Source organism: Citrobacter sp. TBCS-15, from assembly GCF_005280815.1.
Lineage (GTDB): Bacteria > Pseudomonadota > Gammaproteobacteria > Enterobacterales > Enterobacteriaceae > Citrobacter > Citrobacter werkmanii.
This window is the reverse complement of record NZ_SZWK01000102.1, coordinates 799,842-820,276: the sequence shown is the minus strand read 5'-3', so window position 1 is coordinate 820,276 and position 20,435 is coordinate 799,842. Positions and strand designations below refer to the sequence as shown.

Here is a 20,435-nt window from a genome sequence, read left to right as displayed (position 1 = left end):
GGACACCCATGATTCAGATTGATATCTCCACGCTGGTTAAACGGCTGAACCCGTTCTCCCGTCAGGCGCTGGAAATGGCCGCCACGGCCTGTATGAGCCAGCAGGCCACCGAAATCACCGTCAGCCATGTGCTGACCCAGATGCTGGCCATTCCGCGCTGCGACCTGCGGGTGATTATGGAAAGGGCAGAGATAAGCGTGGATGAGCTGGGACAGGCGCTGACGGTGGAGCATTACGCCACCATGCGCCATACCGACAGCTATCCGGTATTCTCGCCGCTGCTGGTTGAATGGCTGCGCGATGGCTGGCTGCTGGCCTCGGCGGAAATGCAGTCCAGCGAGCTGCGCGGCGGTATCCTGCTGCTGGCACTGCTGCATTCTGCGTCGCGCTATGTGCCGCCTGCCGCAGCCCGGTTGCTGACCGGGATTAACCGCGACCGGTTACGCCAGGATTTTGCCGACTGGACGCGGGAGTCGGCGGAGTCGGTCATGCTGAATGCGGATAAATCGGCTCCCACGGCAGTGCGTTCAGAAGAGAGTCTCCTTGCCCGTTACGCCAAAAACATGACTGAAGATGCCCGTCAGGGACGGCTCGATCCGGTGCTGTGCCGGGACAGTGAAATCGACCTGATGATCGACATTCTCTGCCGCCGTCGCAAGAACAACCCGGTGGTGGTGGGAGAGGCGGGGGTGGGCAAAAGCGCGCTGATCGAAGGGCTGGCGCTGCGTATTGTCGCCGGTCAGGTGCCGGACAAACTGAAAAATACCGATATCATGACGCTGGATCTGGGGGCGTTGCAGGCGGGTGCTTCCGTTAAGGGCGAGTTCGAGAAGCGTTTTAAAGGGCTGATGGCGGAAGTGATTCAGTCGCCGGTCCCCGTCATTCTGTTTATCGACGAGGCTCACACGCTGATTGGTGCGGGCAACCAGCAGGGCGGGCTGGATATCTCCAACCTGCTGAAACCGGCGCTGGCGCGCGGCGAGCTGAAAACCATTGCTGCCACCACCTGGAGCGAATACAAAAAATACTTCGAGAAAGATGCTGCCCTGTCGCGCCGCTTCCAGTTAGTGAAGGTGAGCGAACCGACAGCGGCAGAAGCGACCATTATTCTGCGCGGGCTGGCGGCGGTGTACGAGCAGGCGCACGGTGTGCTGATTGACGACGACGCGCTGCAGGCGGCTGCCACGTTAAGCGAGCGCTATCTCTCCGGGCGTCAGCTGCCGGATAAAGCTATCGACGTACTGGATACCGCCTGCGCCCGCGTGGCAATTAATCTGTCCTCGCCGCCTAAACAAATCTCAGCGCTGACCACCCTGTGCCAGCTGTGCGAGGCGGAGATCCGCCAGCTTGAGCGGGAAATACGGATCGGTCTGCGTCCGGACGGTGGCCGGCGCGATGAGGTTCACGCGCAGTATGAAACGGCACAGGCAGAGCTTCAGGCGCTGGATGCCGCGTGGCATCAACAGCAGGCGCTGGTACAGGAGATTATCGCCCTGCGCCAGGCATTGCTGACGGAAGCAGAGGCGCAGGATGAGGACGATGCGGCAAACGACGACGTGCTACCGCAGGCTGATACCGTACCGGAAGAGACAACCGCGGCTGCGGAACGCCTGGCGTCCCTGAGCGCTGAGCTGGATACGCTGCACCATACGCAGCTGCTGGTATCACCGCATGTGGACAAAAAGCAAATTGCCGCTGTGATTGCTGAATGGACCGGCGTCCCGCTCAATCGCCTGTCGCAGAATGAAATGTCGGTTATCACCGATCTGCCACAGTGGCTGGGCGAGACCATTAAAGGCCAGGACCTGGCGATTCAACATCTGCATAAACACCTGCTGACGGCGCGGGCCGATCTGCGTCGTCCGGGGCGTCCGCTCGGCGCGTTTCTGCTGGCCGGTCCCAGCGGTGTGGGTAAAACAGAAACCGTGCTGCAACTGGCTGAGCTACTCTACGGCGGGCGTCAGTACCTTACCACCATCAATATGAGCGAATTCCAGGAGAAACACACCGTCTCGCGCCTGATTGGCTCACCGCCGGGCTATGTCGGCTATGGCGAGGGCGGCGTGCTGACCGAAGCGATTCGCCAGAAACCCTATTCCGTGGTGCTGCTGGATGAGGTGGAGAAAGCGCACCCTGACGTGCTCAACCTGTTCTATCAGGCCTTCGACAAAGGCGAGATGGCTGACGGCGAAGGGCGACTGATCGACTGTAAAAACATCGTTTTCTTCCTGACCTCCAACCTCGGTTATCAGGTGATTGTCGAACATGCGGATAATCCGGACGTCATGCAGGAAGCCCTGTATCCGGTGCTGGCGGACTTCTTTAAACCAGCGCTGCTGGCGCGAATGGAAGTAGTGCCCTATCTGCCACTGTCACGCGAAACGCTGACTACCATTATTGCCGGAAAACTCGCCCGTCTGGACGGCGTGCTGCGAACCCGCTTCGGCGCAGAGGTGGAGATTACAGCGGGTGTGACCGATGAAATTATGCAGCGCGTTACCCGCGCCGAAAACGGGGCCCGCATGCTGGAGTCGGTTATTGACGGCGATATGCTGCCGCCGCTCTCGTTGCTGCTGTTGCAGAAGATGGCGGCGAATACGGCTGTCGCCCGTATCACGCTGGATGTGCAGGACAGTGTGTTTACTGCCGACGTGGAGGATGCGGTAACAGAGGTAGAATGCACGGTATGAGACCTTCTGCCTGCTGGCTGCTGCCCCTGTTGCTGACGGTTTCACCGGTGTATGCCTGTGAGACGGCGGATGCGCAGACCACGCTTAACGTAATGTCGGCCTGCCGGAAACAGCCTGCCGCCCTGGAGCGTCTGGACTGCTATGACCGCATTCTGTCACCGCAGCCTGACACCGGCTTTGCCGGGGCGCTGGTGAAGGCGCGTTATGACGGTGAGGCGCGCAAAAGAGCCTTTGAGCAGGAGGCGCAGCGCGCGGATAACTCCACGGCGCTGCTGCTGACCCGTACCGAAGGTGAGCATCCGGCGGTGATTATCACCACGCCTGCTATCGGCAGCCTGCCGCCGCGCCCGGTGCTGATGTTCAGCTGTGTCGACAATATCACCCGGATGCAGGTGGCGCTCGCATCACCCCGGCAGGATAGCGATATTCCGGTGACGTTGAAAACAGACAACGGCCAGTTCCGTTCGCACTGGTTTGTCCGTGAAAACGGCTATCTGCTTGAGGCCAGCCGGGGGCTGGCGGGAATTGACGAGATTAAACAGTTGTTCGGTGCAAAAACGTTAACCCTGGAAACCGGGAACGGAAGCAGCGGACAACTGACCTTTAACATTGACGGACTGGCGCAGACTCTCGCGCCGCTGCGTGAAGCCTGCCACTGGGCGGGGGAATAACGATATGGATATACATAACCCGGACGTCTGGCTGGCGCATCTGCTGGAAGCGCTGCCGGAAGAAAAACTGGCCAGTAAACTCAGCGATGAAAACCCGCAGTGGGAATATATCGACGGCGAAATTGTCAAGCTGGGTTCGCTGAACCACGCGCAGCTTGATGTCCCGGAACTCCAGCGGCAGGGACTGCAGCTTCTGGCCTCGGAGAGTAAGGATTTTCGCCTGGTGTCACACCTGCTGCGCACCCTGCAACATGCGGGTAACCCGCTACTTGCGCTCAGCGTACTGACACAATACGTCACCCATTACTGGACCATCGCCTGGCCGCAGAGCGCCGCGAATAAGAAACGCTTTGCCGACCAGATCCTGAAACGTTTTGAACCCGGCATGGGGGGATTTGCTGCCACATCCACCCCGGAGCAGCGTGATGCTCTGCTGGGGGAACTGGCAAAACTGGCACAGTGCTGGCAGGCGTGCGGAATGCCGGAACTGGCGTCTGCCACCGATGACCTGTTCGCGCAGTACCAGCGGATGTTTCGTGACAGTTCACCCGCGATGACTACGTCCACGCAGCCTGCGGGCGACATCACCCGCGCCAGCATCCCGACAGCCGTGCCGGTTCCTGTAGCTACAGCACCTGCGCCGGTGGTGAACATCGACAGCCATGACGATAAAGCCTGGCGTGACACGCTGCTGAAGGTGGCTGGCATTATCTGCGAGCGTCAGCCTGCATCGCCGCAGGGATACCGCCTGCGCCGTCACGCCCTGTGGCAGAACATTACCTCTGCCCCGCAGGCGGAGAGCGACGGTCGCACGCCGCTGGCGGCGGTCTCTGCCGATATGGTCGCTGACTACCAGGCTCGTCTTACCCGTGCGGATATCACGCTCTGGCAGCAGGTTGAGCAGAGCCTGCTGCTGGCGCCCTACTGGCTGGACGGCCATCACCTTTCGGCGCAGATAGCGCAGCAGCTCGGCTACACCGACGTGGCGCAGGCGGTGCGTGATGAGGTTCGTCGTTTTGTGGCGCGTCTGCCTGCGCTTGCTTCCCTGCTGTTTAACGACCGTTCGCCGTTTATCAGCGACGCTACCCGGCAGTGGCTGGCCGATGAGCCGCAGAAACCTGCCGCCGTTGCGGTTGCCACGGATGATATGACGCAGCAGGTCTGGCAGTGCTGGCAGGAGCAGGGGCTGGAGGCGGCGCTGGCGCTGGCTGAAAAGCAGCCCGGTAATACGCCGCGCGCGCAGTTTTATCGCCAGTATCTGACGGCGCAACTGCAGGAAGCCGCTGGCATGACGCAGCTTGCACAATACCATTACCGGATGCTGTTTAAGGCCGGACTGCACACGATGTTGTCCGACTGGGAACCGGCGTTGCTGGAACAGCTGGAAACGAAACTCGCGACGGAAACGACGAGCGAATAAAACAGGAGCGTTTTGTGTTCAGAATACCGACTCCCCGTATACCCCCGCTGTTCAGCGGGCTGGCATCTATGCTCAGACCTGCGATGCCCCGGTTTAAAGTATCCGTGGCCTGGCTGCTGGCGCTGGCGTGGGGGATATTGCTGGTATGGGTCTGGTGGAAAGGCCCGACGTGGCGGTTCTACGAGACATACTGGCTGAAACCGCTGACCAGTCGCTGGCTGGCGACGGCGGTCTGGGTGCTGCTGGCCCTCATCTGGCTGACCGTCAGCGTGGTGAAACGCCTGCAGCGGGTGGAAAAACAGCAGAAGCAGCAGCGTCAGGAAGAGGTGGATCCGCTTACCGTGGCCGTCAACGTTCAGCAGCGTTACCTCGACCGCTGGTTGCTGCGGCTGCAGCGCCATCTGGACAGTCGTCGCTATCTGTGGCAACTGCCGTGGTACCTGGTGACCGGTCCGGCGGGCAGCGGCAAAACAACATTGTTGCGCGAAGGCTTTCCGGCAGATGTGATCTATACGCCGGACGCCAGCCGGGGAGCCGACCAGCAGGTCTTTATCACGCCGTATGTCGGCAGACAGGCGGTGATTTTTGATACTGATGGCGTGCTGGCAGATCCGGATGACGGCAACCAGTTACACCGTCGCCTGCGCGAGCACTGGCTGGGATGGTTGCTGCAGAAACGCACGCGCCAGCCCCTTAACGGCCTGATCCTGACGCTGGATCTGCCTGATTTACTGACCGCCGACAAACGCCGCCATGAGCATCTGGTACAGATGTTGCGTGGCCAGTTGCAGGCGATCCGCCAGTCGCTGCATTCCAGTCTGCCGGTCTATATCGTACTCACCAAGCTGGATCTGCTGGCCGGGTTTGCCGCCTGGTTCCGTGCCCTGGATCGCAACGGGCGCGACAGTATTCTGGGGGTGACGTTCACCCGCAATGCCCATGAACGCGATGACTGGCGTCGCGAGCTGGATGCCTTCTGGCAGTCCTGGGGACAGCAAATGAACCTGGCGCTGGCGGACCAGATGCTCAGCCAGTCCGCCCCGGCGGCACGCAGCGCGGCGTTCAGTTTCTCCCGCCAGATGCTGGGGGGCGGGGAGACAATTGCCCGACTGCTGGAAGCGTTACTGGACGGTGAGCACCAGGATATCTGCCTGCGCGGCGTCTATCTGACCTCTTCCCTGCAGCGCGGACAGATGGATGACATTTTTACCCAGTCCGCCGCCCGCCAGTACGGGCTGGAACAGAGTTCCATGGTTGCCTGGCCGCTGGTTGATACCACGCCGTACTTTACCTGCGAGCTGTTCCCGCAGGTGCTGCTGGCCGAGCCGAATCTGGCCGGGGAAAACCGCCTGTGGCTGGCCCGTTCCCGTCGCCGGATGAGTCTCTTTGCCGGATGCGGTGCGGCGGCAGGGCTGCTGCTTATCTGGGGCTGGCATCACGGGTATAACGAAAACTACCGCGCCGGGCAGACCGTGCTGGCGCAGGCGAAGTCCTTTATGGCGGTGCCGCCGCCGCAGGGCATGGATGACAGCGGTTATCTGCAACTGCCGCTGCTGAACCCGGTGCGTGATGCCACGCTGGCCTACGGCGACTGGGGCGACAGAAGCTGGCTGGCGGATATGGGGCTCTATCAGGGGACGCGGGTCGGGCCTTACGTGGAGCAGACGTATCTTAAATTGCTGGAGCAGCGTTACCTTCCGGCCCTGATGAACGGGCTGGTGAAACAGATGAACAGCGCGCCGCCGGAGTCGGAAGAGAAACTCGCCGCATTGCGCGTCATCCGCATGCTGGAAGACAAGAGCGGGCGTAATGACGCGGTGGTGAAGCAGTTTATGGCGAAGCGCTGGAGCGAGCAGTTTCACGGGAAGCGTGATGTTCAGGCACAGCTGATGTCCCATCTCGATTATGCGCTGGCACACACTGACTGGCATGCGCAGCGCCAGCAGGGTGATGCCGACGCGGTCAGCCTGTGGGCACCTTATGGTAACCCCGTCGCCGCGGCGCAGAAAGAGCTGAGTAAGCTGCCGGTTTATCAGCGGGTATACCAGAGCCTGAAAACGCGGGCGCTGGGCGTACTGCCCGCCGATCTCAGCCTGCGCGATCAGACTGGACCGACGTTTGATCAGACATTTATTTCCACCGGCGACAATAAGCTGATCGTTCCGCAGTTTCTGACCCGTTACGGCCTGCAGAGCTATTTTGTGAAGCAGCGTGAGGAGCTGGTGAAGCTGACCGCCATGGATTCCTGGGTGCTGGCCCTGACGCACAATGTGACCTACAGCGAGGCTGACCGGACGGAAATTCAGCGCCAGCTTATTGAGCAGTATATCAGCGATTACACCGCCACCTGGCGGGCTGGCATGGATAACCTGAATGTCCGGGGATATGAAAATCTGGCGGAACTGACCGGTGCGCTGGAGCAGATTGTCAGCGGCGATCAGCCTTTTCAGCGGGTTCTGACGGCGCTGCGTGACAATACCCGTCCGCCGCTCCTGCCTGAAAAGCTGAGCGACAAGGAACGCGCCCAGGCGCAGGCCGAACCTGACTGGCAACTGCTGAACCGTCTGGGGCATGAGTTTGCGCCCGAAAACAGTACCCTGGAAGAGCAGAAGGACAAAGCCAGCACCCTGCAGGCGGTCTATCAGCAACTGACCGAACTGCACCGCTATCTGCTGGCGATACAGAACGCGCCGGTGCCGGGAAAATCGGCCCTGAAGGCGGTGCAGCTCCGGCTGGATCAGAACAGCAGCGATCCGATTTTCGCCACCCGCCAGATGGCGAAAACCCTGCCTGCGCCGCTTAACCGGTGGGTGGGTAAGCTGGCGGAGCAGGCGTGGCATGTGGTGATGATAGAGGCGGTCCATTATATGGAGGTGGACTGGCGCGACAATGTGGTGAAAACCTTCAACGATCAGCTGGCGGATAAATATCCGTTTAACGCCCGGTCGAAAGAAGATGCCTCGCTGGATGCGTTTGAACGCTTCTTTAAACCGGGAGGCGTGCTGGATACGTTCTACCAGCAGAACCTGCAACTGTTTGTGGAAAACAGCCAGGGGCTGAACGGGGAAGACAGTGTGGTGATCCGTGAAGATGTCCTGAACCAGCTCGATACCGCGCAGAAGATCCGCGACATCTTCTTCAGCCCGCAGAACGGGCTGGGGGCGCAGTTCGCGGTGGAAACCGTGGCGCTGTCCGGCAACAAGCGGCGCAGCGTACTGAACCTGGACGGACAACTGGTGGATTACGCCCAGGGGCGCAACTACACGGCGCATCTGGTGTGGCCGAACAATATGCGCGAAGGCAATGAGAGCAAGCTGACGCTGGTGGGCGCGGGGGGCAACACCTCGCCGCGCAGCATTGCCTTCAGCGGCCCGTGGGCGCAGTTCCGCCTGTTTGGCGCAGGGCAACTCACCAGCGTACAGGACGGTACTTTTACCGCCCGCTTCAGCGTGGATGGTGGCACCATGACCTACCGTGTCCACACCGATACGCAGGACAACCCGTTTGCCGGCGGGCTGTTCAGCCAGTTCCGGCTGCCGGATACGTTGTACTGAGGAGGTGGCGACGATGAGTACGGATATTCAGACGATTATCACCGGCCAGGATCCGCGCGGTCTGCCGGAGTTCAGCGCCATGCGTGAGGAGATCAACAAGGTCAGCCACCCGGCGCAGCCGGAGATGAACTGGACGCTGGTGGAGTCGCTGGCGCTGACCATTTTTAAGTCCAACGGCGTGGATTTGCACACCGCCAGCTACTACACGCTGGCGCGCACGCGTACGCAGGGGCTGGTCGGGTTCTGCGAAGGCGTGGAGCTGCTGGCGGCGATGATTGGCCGCGAATGGGATAAGTTCTGGCCGCAGGGTGGGGCCGCGCGCACGGAAATGCTGGACTGGTTCAACGCCCGGACCGGCAATATTCTGCGCCAGCAGCTGGCTTTTTCCGAAGCGGACCTGCCGCTGCTGTATCGCGTGGAGCGGGCGCTGCAGGTGATTTGCGACAAACTCCAGCAGGTGGAGCTTAAGCGCATCCCCCGGGTGGAAAATCTGCTCTATTTTGTGCAGAACACGCGAAAACGCTGCGAGCCTCAGCCGAGAGAGAAAACGGCAAACGCGGCGGCGAAAACCACGGTTCGCACGTTGATGTATATGCCGGAGAGCATGGAAACGGCTGGCGCTCCCGTACCGCCGTTGCCGGAACTGCCAGAGGTGAGGGTAGTCGTCCCCGAAGAGGCAGCCGCAGTATCGTCCCGGACCCGGGGGATATCGGGAAACACCCTCAAAGGTTTTATCGCCGGGATACTCTGTAGCGCGGTTGTCACGGCTGTCGTCTGGTGGTGGCAGGTTTATCCTCTGCAACAGCAGGTGGCGGCGGCACGTGATACGGCGCAGGGGGCGGCAACAGTCTGGCTGGCATCGCCACAACTGAGCGATTACCCGCAACGGCTACAGCAACTGGCCGGTGCTTCGCCGTTGCAGCCGCTGGAAGCCGGTCAGCGAATGGTCCGGATGGCCGACAGCCGCTGGCCGGAGAGTCTGCAGCAGCAGCAGGCCACCACCACGTGGAACGACACCCTGAAAGGTCGCGCGGTGAACAGCCCGCAGATGCTGGGCTGGCAGCAGACGCGGGCAGATTTGCGTTCGTTTGCCGAACTGCTGGTTCAGCGTGAGCAGGCGAAAGAAGGCTTCACGCTCTCTTATATCAAAACCGTGGTTTACCAGGCTGAGCGCTCGCTGAATCAGGACACGCCGCTGGAATACCTTCTGACACAGTACCAGCAGGCGCAGTCTGCCGGAAAAAATACCGGGATGCTGGAAAAACAGATCAACGAACGGCTGGACGGGGTGCTGAGTCGCTGGCTGCTGTTGTCGCAGAGCCAGACGCCGGAAACGCCGGACGGTAAACCAGGAAAATAAAGGAGTATTGCTATGGCAAATCTTGTGTATCTGACATTAAACGGACAGCTTCAGGGGCTGATTTCAGCAGGATGTTCGTCGCTGGCATCCATCGGAAATAAAGCGCAGCTGGCGCATCTGGATCAGATTATGGTGACAAGTCTCAAACATGGACTGAGCCGGGCGCAAAACGTTAATCATCAAACGCTGGATATGAGTAAACCGGTGGATAAATCTACTCCACTATTGAGCAAGGCGATTAATGAGAATGAATGCCTGACCTGTGATTTTGAGTTTTACCGGACTAACCGGTTTGGGATTAATGAATTGTATTATCGGGTAAAACTGATCAACGCCAGAATAGCCAGAATCACGTTACAGGTGCCTCATACCATCCTCAATAGTCAGGGGCAACCGGAAGAGGTTATTTCGTTCAGCTACGAGAGTATTACTCAGGAGCACTGCGTTGCTGGTACGAGTGCATACAGCCTGTGGAGCGAGCGGATATTCTGATGGCGGTATCTGGAGAACATCACATATCGGATCCTGCGGGGATTGCTGATACTTTTTATAAATGCTATCCGGATGCTGTCAGTGGAATTGAAAATGTCCGCTTAATGAAGGGGAAAGAAATTCCTGACTGGCGGTAAATCAGGGTATGGCTGATAATAAGAAACGTCTTTGCCTGTTACTTAACAGTCAGAGCGGAATTGATATCGCAGGAGTCAGTTCCATTAACGGGCGGCAGGTCAGGGCCCATTTGCGTCGCGGGCAATGGCACGGTTTCTGGTCCGGAAAAAGAGATGGGTTAGAGGACAGGATATTTTCATACCGCTGGCTGCCGCCACAGGTAATTGGCGGCAGACAACGTAAAGGTGTGGCATCTGGTTACTGATAGCGATTTACCATATCCTTAACCACCGCGGCGAATGTTTTCTGCTTTAATTGAACTATTTGCTGGTCTGTCACTGATGTTTTTCCGGTCATCGGTTGAAGGGTATTGTATTCATAGTTTACCGGAGACCAGGTCGCCCATTCTCCAGTTGCTACATCTACCAGGGCGAAACGCACCAGGTAACGCAGCGAGTCTGTACTGGACAATTTTTCGTTTCGATAATCTGACCAGACCAGGGTTTTGGTTGTGGTGTCATATTTACCTGACTGTAGTGTGTCCCAGTATACGATGACTACCTTTTGTTGTCCTTTTGCCGCAATATAACGTAGTGCTTGCATGTAATTCATGTTTTCGCTGGCAACGACTTCTCCTTCTTCACTCTTCACCTTATTACAGGAAATAGCCTTTTGTTTATCCGGGATACCGGAAAATGTCGATATCCGGTAATAGCGACTCATTTCCTGCTGCATGATCATTTCCGGTGCGCGATTGCCAGACTGGACCAGGATGACAGCGGAGTTCAGCGGTACGCTGAATTTCTCACCCTCCAGTGCCGCCTGGATATCTTCTTCTGAAACAGCAAGTGTGGTCTCGTTGCCAAAGATATCTTTATCTGTTAACTGGTTGGAAGCATTTTTACTGATGCCACTCTCCTTTATGGAAACATCCTTTTTCTTTGCGTCAATTGGGGAGCGAACACAGCCACTCAATAAAAATATTGCTGCGCATAAATATATTATTGAACAGGTTTCCATATATTTTCCTGGAATGTATGATGGGAATTCATGCAATTATAAAACTCCGATTGTTATTATATCCTGTTATTGATAAATCCAGGAGGATTGTTTTAGTATTCATGAATTATATGAAATGTTATATTTTGATATGAACTGATTATTATTGGTGTGTCTGGTGTCAATTTTATCATTTGATTTTTATTTGCCAGTGGTGTTCCTGTGTGTATTAACTAACGATGATGTTGAGTTCCTCTGGAAGATAAAACAGGAGAATGTGATATGCGTTTTCTTCCTTATCACAGTAACAATTCCGTCATGCCGCTCTGGGTAACGATTGATGAAACCGTTAATAGAATAAAAAGAAAACAAATGAAGGAGTTTCAGACAGTGAGATATGGCGTTATGCGCTATATGGGAACCCAGCGTCGCACTGTGGAGTGCGTACGAGCTCTTCTTAAAATATAGCGGTGAGGGGGGGATTGACTCGCTTCGCTCGCCCTGCGGGTAGATTCCTCGCGGGCTCGTCATCTGTCCAGCTGGCTGCGCCAGTTGTCGAACCCCGGTCGGGGCTTCTCATCCCCCCGCAGGTGTGCAATATGCGAAAAAAAAGCCCGTACTTGCGTACGAGCTCTTCTTAAAATATGGCGGTGAGGCGGGGATTGACTCGCTTTGCTCGCCCCTTCGGGGCAGCCCGTTCGCGACGCTCCCGGTCTGTCCAGCTGGCTGCGCCAGTTGTCGAACCCCGGTCGGGGCTTCTCATCCCCCCGCAGGTGTGCAATATGCGAAAAAAAAGCCCGTACTTGCGTACGAGCTCTTCTTAAAATATGGCGGTGAGGGGGGGATTCGAACCCCCGATACGTTGCCGTATACACACTTTCCAGGCGTGCTCCTTCAGCCACTCGGACACCTCACCATATTGTTGTTCCTGTGCTACCGGAACGGGCGCTAATTTAGGGAAATACCGCCCCGGCGTCAATCAACTTTTTGAAAAAAACGTGCATTTACACAAACTTCAAACAATCTGGAGCTTAAATAAGCGGGAATTGTTTTTTTTGCCAGCACCCTAAAATTTGCTACTCTGAGGTTCCCTCGAAAAATGATGATAATAAGTGCGAGAAAGTTCCGCATAGCAATGCTCAGGAGAAAAGATGGACATAATTTTTTATCACCCAACATTCGATACAAGCTGGTGGATTAATGCTCTGGCAAAAGCAATACCAGGCGCGAACGTCCGTGAGTGGAAAGCGGGTGATAATGCGCATGCTGACTATGCGCTGGTTTGGCATCCGCCGGTTGAAATGCTCGCGGGGCGAAAATTAAAAGCCGTATTTGCACTGGGTGCGGGCGTCGATTCCATTCTCAGTAAACTAAACGCTCACCCGGAGATGTTGGATACCTCGATCCCGCTTTTTCGTCTGGAAGATACGGGTATGGGCCTGCAAATGCAGGAATATGCGGTAAGTCAGGTGCTGCACTGGTTTCGTCGCTTTGATGATTACCAGGCATTAAAAAAACAGGCGAAATGGCAACCTTTACCAGAGTATACCCGCGATGAGTTCACCATCGGGATTATGGGGGCTGGGGTTTTAGGTGCGAAAGTTGCCGAGAGTTTACAGTCATGGGGGTTCCCGCTGCGCTGCTGGAGTCGTACGCGTAAATCCTGGCCTGGCGTGGAAAGCTTTGCTGGTACCGAAGAGCTGGGCGCGTTTTTGAGCCAAACTCGCGTGCTTATCAACCTTCTACCCAATACGGCAGAAACCGTGGGCATCATTAACGCAGGTTTACTCAGCCAGTTACAGGATGGCGCTTATGTGCTGAACCTGGCGCGCGGCGTTCATCTCAAAGAAGACGATCTTCTGGCATCGCTGGACAGCGGCAAGGTGAAAGGCGCCATGCTGGATGTCTATAGCCGTGAACCGCTGCCGGAAACCAGCCCGCTATGGAAACATCCGCGAGTGGCGATGACACCGCACATCGCCGCTGTTACCCGTCCGGCGGAAGCGGTGGATTATATCTCCCGTACGATTTTGAGTCTGGAAAGTGGCAAAGCCGTTACGGGTCAGGTCGATCGCGTACGGGGGTACTAATGCTAACCCGGCAAGTGCCGGGTTTCCGCTAATAAATGGCGGCGATACCTGCTATCCTTGACGGAAAATGACTACAGGAGAGAGTTATGTATCCCGTTGACCTGCATATGCATACCGTCGCCAGCACCCACGCCTACAGCACCTTAAGTGATTACATCGCTGAAGCCCGTCGCAAAGGCATCAAGCTGTTTGCCATTACCGATCATGGACCGGACATGGCGGATGCGCCTCACCACTGGCACTTTATTAATATGCGCATTTGGCCTCGAATCGTGGACGGCGTAGGGATCCTGCGCGGAATTGAAGCGAATATTAAAAATATTGAAGGTGAAATTGACTGCTCAGGTCCGATGTTTACTTCCCTGGATTTGATTATCGCAGGCTTTCATGAGCCGGTTTTCGCTCCACACGATAAAGACACGAATACGCAGGCGATGATAGCCACCATGGCCAGTGGCAACGTACACATTATCAGCCATCCCGGGAATCCGAAATATCCCGTCGATATCACTGCGATTGCTCAGGCCGCGGCAAAATATCAGGTTGCGTTGGAAATCAACAACTCTTCGTTTTTGCATTCACGTAAGGGCAGTGAGGACAATTGCCGCGCGGTTGCTGCGGCTGTGCGTGATGCCGGCGGCTGGGTCGCGTTAGGGTCAGATTCACATACCGCTTTCACCTTAGGAGATTTCGGTGAATGCCGTAAAATTCTGGATGATGTGAATTTCCCGGAAGACCGAATTTTAAACGTTACGCCAAAACGCCTGCTGACGTTTCTGGAATCGCGAGGCATGGAGCCGATCGCGGAATTTGCTGAACTGTAATTGTTACTAACTGGAATATATCAATGAATGAGTTTTCTATCCTGTGTCGTGTACTGGGCTCGCTGTTTTACCGCCAACCTCAGGACCCTATACTGGTTCCTCTGTTTACCCTGATTAGCGAAGGTAAACTTTCCGCCAACTGGCCGCTGGAACAGGACGAACTGTTGGCTCGTCTGCAGAAGAGTTGCGATATGCCTCAGTTGGCTGCGGATTACAACGCGTTATTTGTGGGAGACGATTGTGCGGTGCCGCCTTATCGTAGCGCCTGGGTAGAAGGGGCGAAAGAATCGGATGTGCGTGCATTCCTTTCTGCCCGGGGAATGCCGCTGGCAGATACGCCGGCAGATCATATTGGCACGCTGTTGCTGGCGGCTTCATGGCTTGAAGATCAGTCTGCGGAAGATGAAAGCGAAGCGCTTGAAACCTTGTTTGTGGACTACCTGTTACCCTGGTGCGGCACGTTTCTGGGGAAAGTTGAAGCGCATGCGAATACCCCATTCTGGCGTACTATAGCGCCTCTGACGCGCGATGCTATTGGTGCGATGTGGGACGAATTGCAGGAAGATACAGACGAATAAATGTGATTTTAATCACATTAAACTGCAACTCAATTTATCAACTTGCATAAATTGTGTGCGCGATCGCATTCCCATGCCGTTTTTCTGCTAAAATGCGCGGCATGAATATACTTCTCTCAATTGCAATCACAACGGGCATTCTCTCCGGGATCTGGGGATGGGTGGCCGTTTCTCTCGGTTTACTCAGCTGGGCTGGTTTTCTGGGCTGCACAGCCTACTTTGCCTGTCCGCAAGGTGGGTTGAAAGGGCTGTGGATCTCGGCGTGTACGCTGCTAAGCGGTGTTGTGTGGGCGTTGGTGATTATTAACGGCAGTGCGCTTGCCCCACATATGGATATTGTTGGCTATGTCATGACGGGAATTGTCGCGTTTATGATGTGTATACAGGCAAAGCAATGGTTGCTTTCATTTGTGCCGGGCACATTTATTGGTGCTTGTGCAACGTTTGCAGGGCAGGGAGACTGGCGACTGGTCGTGCCATCTTTGGCGTTGGGCCTGGTATTCGGCTATGCGATGAAAAATAGCGGATTGTGGCTGGCGTCACGCCGTGAAAGTCGGATATCGCCGACGTTGACCAATAAATAAAAAGCGTGAGGATCCCCTCACGCTTTTTATGCCGTAACGATCTATCAGGATTCTGGCGGTACCGACATATGGCGGTATTTAACCAGGATGTCATTATCAACTTGTTTCTTATCCTGCAAATCCCACAATCCGCGATCTATCCCGTCATTAATCAGGAAGATAACGCCGGTTTCAATTGCTGACATCAGGCAAAGCATAACCGGTTCGTTAGAGGTATAACCAATTTCACCCTCCAACAGACGCTGGTAGTCAATGAAGCGGAACACCCCAGCCTGCACTTCATAAGACAGAATGGTTTTGCTGGTATTCACCGATGAGAGGATTTCACCGGTACTGACGTTAACCACGCGCAGGTTTACCGCTATCTGGTCAAGCTGGTATTGCGTATCGGCGCCAATACCGAAATAGCGCGCGCCGACTCCCCCTGATTTAACGTTGCTTTCATAACCGATAATTGACCCTTCCACCATGACGTTTGCAGCGGTCAGGGACTGGAGTGGGATCCGGTTATTAATGGCAACCGTACCGTTTTCCTGAGCCGCGCGAATGATTTTTCGTTCGTTAAGCAAGTTCTGTAACCCCTGACGTTCCAGCGGGACGAACCAACGAGAATCTTTCAATGCGGTGACGAGCATAGCCGTGGCGCTTTGCGGAACGGCGGTAGAGAAGTTACTTGCCGGGTAAGGTTTAAACTGGCCAGTCTCATCCTGAATGTTGTATACCGACACAAATATCTTACCTGTAGGCATAGGTAGATGCGTCAAATCTTTATAGCTTTGGGCTCGGGGCATTAACGTCGGCTTAGCGGCCTCTTGAGGCGGGGCGGTTAAGCATCCGCTGAGTAAAATTACTGCCACCATGATAAGTAAGCGCTGCATGATTTTTTCCTTTCGTGGCTATAATTTAGAAATCGGTTGACTGATTTTGCAAACCCGAAACTTCAATAGTCGACGTTTTCCCTGTTTTCCTGTCCGTGACATTCAATTGCAGTTGCCCATCCCGGTTGGCGATATCAATGATAAAATCATTGGTTACCATCCTCCCCGGTTTACCGGTATTGATATTAGTGAGTAAACCACCGAGTATTTGCGACTGAATAGCTTGAGTAAAATTATCCAGTGCTGATGGGACTTCAACCCCGAAATCATCACCACTCGGATCTTTATACGAGTTCTGCGCCTGGGCGCTATTTAATAAAAAAGAACCGTTGTTTGGATTGCCACCAAAGTTTGGGTTGCGGAACTGGAACGTCATGTTTCCGGCCCAACTTAATGGTGAAATTAGCATGAGCAAAACCACTGCATGTTTGACACGCATGAAAGCCTCCGGACAAAATCATGTTTTAGAATTCATCACGCGCTAAATCGCTTGTGCTTAATAGTGTTTGATCTATTTGCCGGCGATTTAATGCTTCCTCAGTTTCTGCCAATGCGAAGACCACTATTTTGTCGAAGTCTCTTTTCGTCGGGAATAAAAAGGTCTGGAAGATAACGTCCTGATTGACCGTTATAGTAATCCAACTTCCCCAACGTGCACTGGGCCTTTCATTAATGGTTAAGTTTCCTGTGTACTCGCTTTCCCACTTGTCACTAAAGGCCCTATAAAAATCATGGCCAATGGAAGAGACCGTGTGGTCAGTCAATAGTCCGGGAACCTCCACTTCTACAGCTGCGTGTAGATTCCCGGCAGCAAGGACTAAATTTGCTGCCACAATCCAGGTCAAATAGCGTTTCATGGCTTTATCGCCTGAGGTTATCATTGGCCCACGAAACCGCCTGCGTACGATTTTTGACAGCTATCTTTTTGAAAAGGTTATAAAGATGTGTTTTCACCGTATTTTCACTGATAAATAGTGAGCGCGCGATTTCAATATTTGAGGCACCGATACGTAGTTTATTAAGGATCTCTTTTTCACGGTGAGTCAGTAATGCCGACTCCGTGCTGTTGTAACGATAGTTACCGGAATGTGTGATCAGGTAGCTGGCGAGCTTTTGCGAAAAGTAGCATTCGCCGCGCAGCACACCTTGCAAGCCGCTGACTACACGTTGTTCATCTTCGGTTGCGTAAAATACACCATTGATATGCGGCCAGTTTTCAATATCCCGATAGGGATAATCATCTGGGGTATTCAACAATAAAGTCTTTATATTGTTGTTTTTTCTGCTCAAATTATCTTGCCAGTAATGGATCAGTTTTTTATCTGCCTCCATCATATCCATTAAAACAATGCAGCTGGAGGAAATATCATCCAGAGATCGTTGAATATTATGCAATTTTCCGGTTAGCGCCAGTGATTGCTTTAAGTGCTGTAATAACGCAGTTGCCTGCAGCGAAGGTTTAGTGATCAACAATAATGTATGACCATGAATACTATGGACTTCATTAAACATGATGAAACTCCACTTTTTTTAGTCGCACACCTGACAGCTGTCTCTACTAAAATAGAGGCACCAGAAGTACTGACAGATGTTGCACTGCTGTGTAGAAATAAAATATCGACCCAACGGGGTAAAAATATCAAAATAAATGGACTTCAACTGTTTTCAATCTAGCTATTACAAATCTTAAAGCAAGTGTTAAACATGTTACATAATGTAAATTTATATATTAAAATGTGATTTTTGGGTTTTAATTGAGTTTAGATTTGATAGTAAAGTTGTACATTTTAGGCTTATTGCATAGATTTAAAAAATCATACAAATTATAATATCTCATTGATTTAAAATAAAAAAAATTAAAATTTTTCGGCTTTGAATTCCTGATGAATTCAGGTTGTCTCGCCTGAGTTTAAGTTGGACAATTTTAGATTGAAAAAAATGACGCTTGTCACGACTTGTACCGATGTCTATCGCAGCACGATGCTACGAAGCCCGGAAATGGAGGGGGATGCGCTTTTTCTGCCTCTGCATAGAAATTCACTCTTAAGGCTTTAAAAGAAATTAAATTCAAGGCGGTAACGGTATTGTTTGTTGTTAATTAATACTTTGGGGTGAATCCAAATATAAAAATACCACTGGCGGGTGAGTTATTTAAAATGTTTCAACGGACATACTCTTCATCGTAACGTGGCGTTAACAAATGTAAGTCATGTTAACAACAATTTGAGTGGTAACTAATTTAACTTCATGTACGACCAGGTCCAGGGTGACAACATGAAAAACAAGTTGTTATTTATGATGTTTACAATACTGGGTGTGCCTGGGATTGCATCCGCAGCAAGTTATGATTTAGCTAATTCAGAATATAACTTTGCGGTAAATGAATTAAGTAAGTCTTCATTTAATCAGGCAGCCATTATTGGTCAGGTCGGCACTGCGAACAGTGCAAATATTCGTCAGGGCGGCTCGAAGCTACTGTCGGTCATTTCGCAAGAAGGTTCTGGTAACCGGGCGAAAACAGACCAGACGGGATCATATAACTTTGCATATATTGATCAGGTGGGTAGTTCCAATGACGCGAGTATTAAACAAGGTTCTTATGGTAATACAGCGGTAATTATCCAGAAAGGCTCTGGTAATAAAGCAAATATTACCCAGTATGGTACACAAAAAACAGCAGTTGTGGTGCAGAGACAGTCGCATATGGCAATTCGCGTAACTCAACGCTAATCCATTAACGACTTTTAAATCAATCCGATGGGGGTTTACCATGAAACTTTTAAAAGTGGCAGCATTCGCAGCAATCGTAATTTCTGGCAGTGCTCTGGCTGGTGTTGTTCCGCAATGGGGCGGCAATCATCATGGCGGCGGTAATAACTATGGCCCAGATTCTTCAATGAGCATCTACCAATATGGGACAGGCAACGTAGCGAATGCTCTGCAAAGTGATGCGCGTAAATCAGATGTCACCATCACACAACACGGGCGTGGAAACGGGGCTGTTGTAGGTCAAGGTGCTGATGACAGTACCATTAACCTGAAACAGACCGGCTTCCAGAACAGCGCCACTATCGATCAGTGGAATGCAAAAAATGCTGATATTAGCGTGACCCAGTTCGGTGGCCGTAACGGTGCGTTGGTTAATCAGACCGCTTCTGATTCCAATGTGCTGATTCGTCAAGTTGGCTTTGGCAACAACGCCACAGCTAACCAACACTAATTCAGTTTTCTGACTGATAATAAACAGGGCGTGAGCCCTGTTTTTTTTCGGGAGAATATGATGCATACGTTATTACTCATTGCCGCGCTGGCAAATCAAATAACATTCAATACGACCCAGCAAGGCGATATGTACACCATTATTCCACAGGTGACGTTAACTCAACCCTGCGTATGTGAGGTACAAGTTCTTGCCGTTCGTAAGGGGGAGGGGGGACAAAGCCAATCGCAGCAGAAAACAAGCCTTTCGGTCCCCGCTAATCGGCCGATTGAACTAACTAAACTGAGCTTTAATATTTCACCTGGGGATTCGGTCAAAATTATCGTTACCGTTTCGGATGGGCAGTCTCTGCATCTGTCACAACAATGGCCTGACTCAACCAGTCAGCCATAATTTTTGCCGTATTTGCATTAAGGGTGTGGCTGGGAATGCGGTGCTGTTCTATGAATATAGAAACGTACAACGTTTTATTTGATCGTAGCTCGCAGCGGTGAAGGATCATTCAGATCCCTCAAGGATGACTAATCATTGAGGAACCCTTATGTGTACATTTTTTAAACGTATTTTTAGCGCCAGTTTTTGTACGTTATCTTTTTTTACTCTCCCCGCAGTGGCACAGCAAATCTCGTCTGGCGGGGTTATTCATTTTCGCGGTGCAATAGTTGAAGCGCCCTGCGACGTTAGCACTCGACAACAACAGATCGAATTGTCTTGTATACGTAATGGCTCTACCCGTAATACCCTCTACAATCATCAACAGGTCACGACAGCCCCTCAGAATGTGCAGCAAATTGCCACTGTAAAAATGCATTACCTCAATGAACAGAAAAACATGGCGATTCTGAACATTGAATATAAATGAACCATTCTGGCTTAGACATGCAAACTTGTGGTTAAAAAGTGAGATTTCAAGGAAAACCCTGCTGTACACTTAACGAATCGTGTTTTGTCAGGGGGA

Annotated in this window: 19 protein-coding genes, 1 tRNA gene and 1 other RNA gene; 14 read left to right on the top strand and 7 right to left on the bottom strand. The window is 53.1% G+C overall.

Annotated features, from left to right (window positions below; genetic code table 11):
- The first annotated feature begins 8 nt into the window (after positions 1-8).
- From tssH to FDW96_RS10765, 6 genes are read left to right on the top strand one after another with little or no spacing between them, the layout of a single operon-like run.
- Positions 9-2,690, top strand: coding sequence for a type VI secretion system ATPase TssH (gene tssH, locus FDW96_RS10790; RefSeq protein WP_137365664.1), 2,682 nt, complete (start codon positions 9-11; stop codon positions 2,688-2,690).
- On the top strand, positions 2,678-3,361 hold the full coding sequence (vasI, locus tag FDW96_RS10785) for a type VI secretion system-associated protein VasI (protein WP_137365663.1): 684 nt from the start codon (positions 2,678-2,680) through the stop codon (positions 3,359-3,361). The genes tssH and vasI overlap by 13 nt, the downstream gene beginning before the upstream one ends.
- A 4-nt stretch (positions 3,362-3,365) precedes the next feature.
- Positions 3,366-4,781 carry a type VI secretion system protein TssA gene (tssA, locus tag FDW96_RS10780; RefSeq protein WP_137365662.1) on the top strand — a complete coding sequence of 472 codons (1,416 nt, stop codon included), beginning with the start codon at positions 3,366-3,368 and terminating at the stop codon, positions 4,779-4,781.
- A gap of 14 nt (positions 4,782-4,795) precedes the next feature.
- Complete coding sequence (gene tssM / locus FDW96_RS10775; protein WP_137365661.1) at positions 4,796-8,335, top strand: type VI secretion system membrane subunit TssM; 3,540 nt, start codon at positions 4,796-4,798, stop codon at positions 8,333-8,335.
- Between the two features lie 13 nt (positions 8,336-8,348).
- Positions 8,349-9,695, top strand: coding sequence for a VasL domain-containing protein (locus FDW96_RS10770; RefSeq protein WP_137365660.1), 1,347 nt, complete (start codon positions 8,349-8,351; stop codon positions 9,693-9,695).
- A gap of 12 nt (positions 9,696-9,707) precedes the next feature.
- Positions 9,708-10,187 (top strand): Hcp family type VI secretion system effector, encoded by a 480-nt coding sequence (locus FDW96_RS10765; RefSeq protein ID WP_137365659.1) that lies wholly within the window; start codon positions 9,708-9,710, stop codon positions 10,185-10,187.
- 375 nt (positions 10,188-10,562) lie between these two features.
- Here FDW96_RS10765 and FDW96_RS10760 read toward each other — a convergent pair whose 3' ends face one another.
- The 3 genes from FDW96_RS10760 to FDW96_RS10745 form a co-directional block, all read right to left on the bottom strand.
- On the bottom strand, positions 10,563-11,324 hold the full coding sequence (locus FDW96_RS10760; RefSeq protein ID WP_137365658.1) for a hypothetical protein: 762 nt from the start codon (positions 11,322-11,324) through the stop codon (positions 10,563-10,565).
- A gap of 444 nt (positions 11,325-11,768) precedes the next feature.
- Positions 11,769-11,904: non-coding RNA, RtT sRNA (locus FDW96_RS10750), on the bottom strand.
- Between the two features lie 227 nt (positions 11,905-12,131).
- A tRNA-Ser gene (locus FDW96_RS10745) sits at positions 12,132-12,219 on the bottom strand.
- Positions 12,220-12,454: 235 nt separating this feature from the next.
- Between FDW96_RS10745 and ghrA the strand changes: the two genes are divergently transcribed.
- From ghrA to FDW96_RS10720, 4 genes are all read left to right on the top strand, one after another.
- On the top strand, positions 12,455-13,393 hold the full coding sequence (gene ghrA / locus FDW96_RS10735) for a glyoxylate/hydroxypyruvate reductase GhrA (RefSeq protein ID WP_042309261.1): 939 nt from the start codon (positions 12,455-12,457) through the stop codon (positions 13,391-13,393).
- A gap of 86 nt (positions 13,394-13,479) precedes the next feature.
- Complete coding sequence (locus tag FDW96_RS10730) at positions 13,480-14,217, top strand: phosphatase (RefSeq protein WP_042309259.1); 738 nt, start codon at positions 13,480-13,482, stop codon at positions 14,215-14,217.
- Between the two features lie 23 nt (positions 14,218-14,240).
- A complete protein-coding gene (locus FDW96_RS10725; RefSeq protein WP_042309256.1) occupies positions 14,241-14,795 on the top strand; it encodes a molecular chaperone in 555 nt (184 codons plus the stop codon).
- A 101-nt stretch (positions 14,796-14,896) separates the two neighbouring features.
- Entirely contained in the window at positions 14,897-15,379 is a 483-nt protein-coding gene (locus tag FDW96_RS10720) for a DUF1097 domain-containing protein (RefSeq protein ID WP_042309254.1), read from the top strand.
- 44 nt (positions 15,380-15,423) lie between these two features.
- On the opposite strand, the gene csgG is transcribed toward FDW96_RS10720, so the two are convergent.
- Genes csgG through csgD form a run of 4 tightly spaced genes read right to left on the bottom strand, consistent with a single transcriptional unit; the run spans position 15,424 to position 17,769 of the window.
- Positions 15,424-16,257 (bottom strand): curli production assembly/transport protein CsgG, encoded by an 834-nt coding sequence (csgG, locus tag FDW96_RS10715; RefSeq protein ID WP_003036082.1) that lies wholly within the window; start codon positions 16,255-16,257, stop codon positions 15,424-15,426.
- A gap of 25 nt (positions 16,258-16,282) precedes the next feature.
- Positions 16,283-16,696: a curli production assembly/transport protein CsgF gene (csgF, locus tag FDW96_RS10710; protein ID WP_042309252.1), complete on the bottom strand. Its 414-nt coding sequence runs from the start codon at positions 16,694-16,696 to the stop codon at positions 16,283-16,285.
- Positions 16,697-16,721: 25 nt separating this feature from the next.
- Positions 16,722-17,114 (bottom strand): curli production assembly/transport protein CsgE, encoded by a 393-nt coding sequence (gene csgE, locus FDW96_RS10705; protein WP_042309250.1) that lies wholly within the window; start codon positions 17,112-17,114, stop codon positions 16,722-16,724.
- A 4-nt stretch (positions 17,115-17,118) separates the two neighbouring features.
- Positions 17,119-17,769 (bottom strand): biofilm master transcriptional regulator CsgD, encoded by a 651-nt coding sequence (gene csgD / locus FDW96_RS10700; RefSeq protein ID WP_042309248.1) that lies wholly within the window; start codon positions 17,767-17,769, stop codon positions 17,119-17,121.
- A 762-nt stretch (positions 17,770-18,531) separates the two neighbouring features.
- Between csgD and csgB the strand changes: the two genes are divergently transcribed.
- From csgB to FDW96_RS10680, 4 genes are all read left to right on the top strand, one after another.
- The gene (gene csgB / locus FDW96_RS10695; protein WP_079224689.1) at positions 18,532-18,987 is read left to right on the top strand and encodes a curli minor subunit CsgB; all 456 of its coding nucleotides are present in this window, start codon (positions 18,532-18,534) and stop codon (positions 18,985-18,987) included.
- 40 nt (positions 18,988-19,027) lie between these two features.
- Complete coding sequence (gene csgA / locus FDW96_RS10690; protein WP_137365656.1) at positions 19,028-19,477, top strand: curli major subunit CsgA; 450 nt, start codon at positions 19,028-19,030, stop codon at positions 19,475-19,477.
- 60 nt (positions 19,478-19,537) lie between these two features.
- Complete coding sequence (gene csgC, locus FDW96_RS10685) at positions 19,538-19,870, top strand: curli assembly chaperone CsgC (protein ID WP_042309242.1); 333 nt, start codon at positions 19,538-19,540, stop codon at positions 19,868-19,870.
- Between the two features lie 148 nt (positions 19,871-20,018).
- The gene (locus tag FDW96_RS10680; RefSeq protein WP_042309240.1) at positions 20,019-20,339 is read left to right on the top strand and encodes a type 1 fimbrial protein; all 321 of its coding nucleotides are present in this window, start codon (positions 20,019-20,021) and stop codon (positions 20,337-20,339) included.
- Positions 20,340-20,435 lie beyond the last annotated feature (96 nt).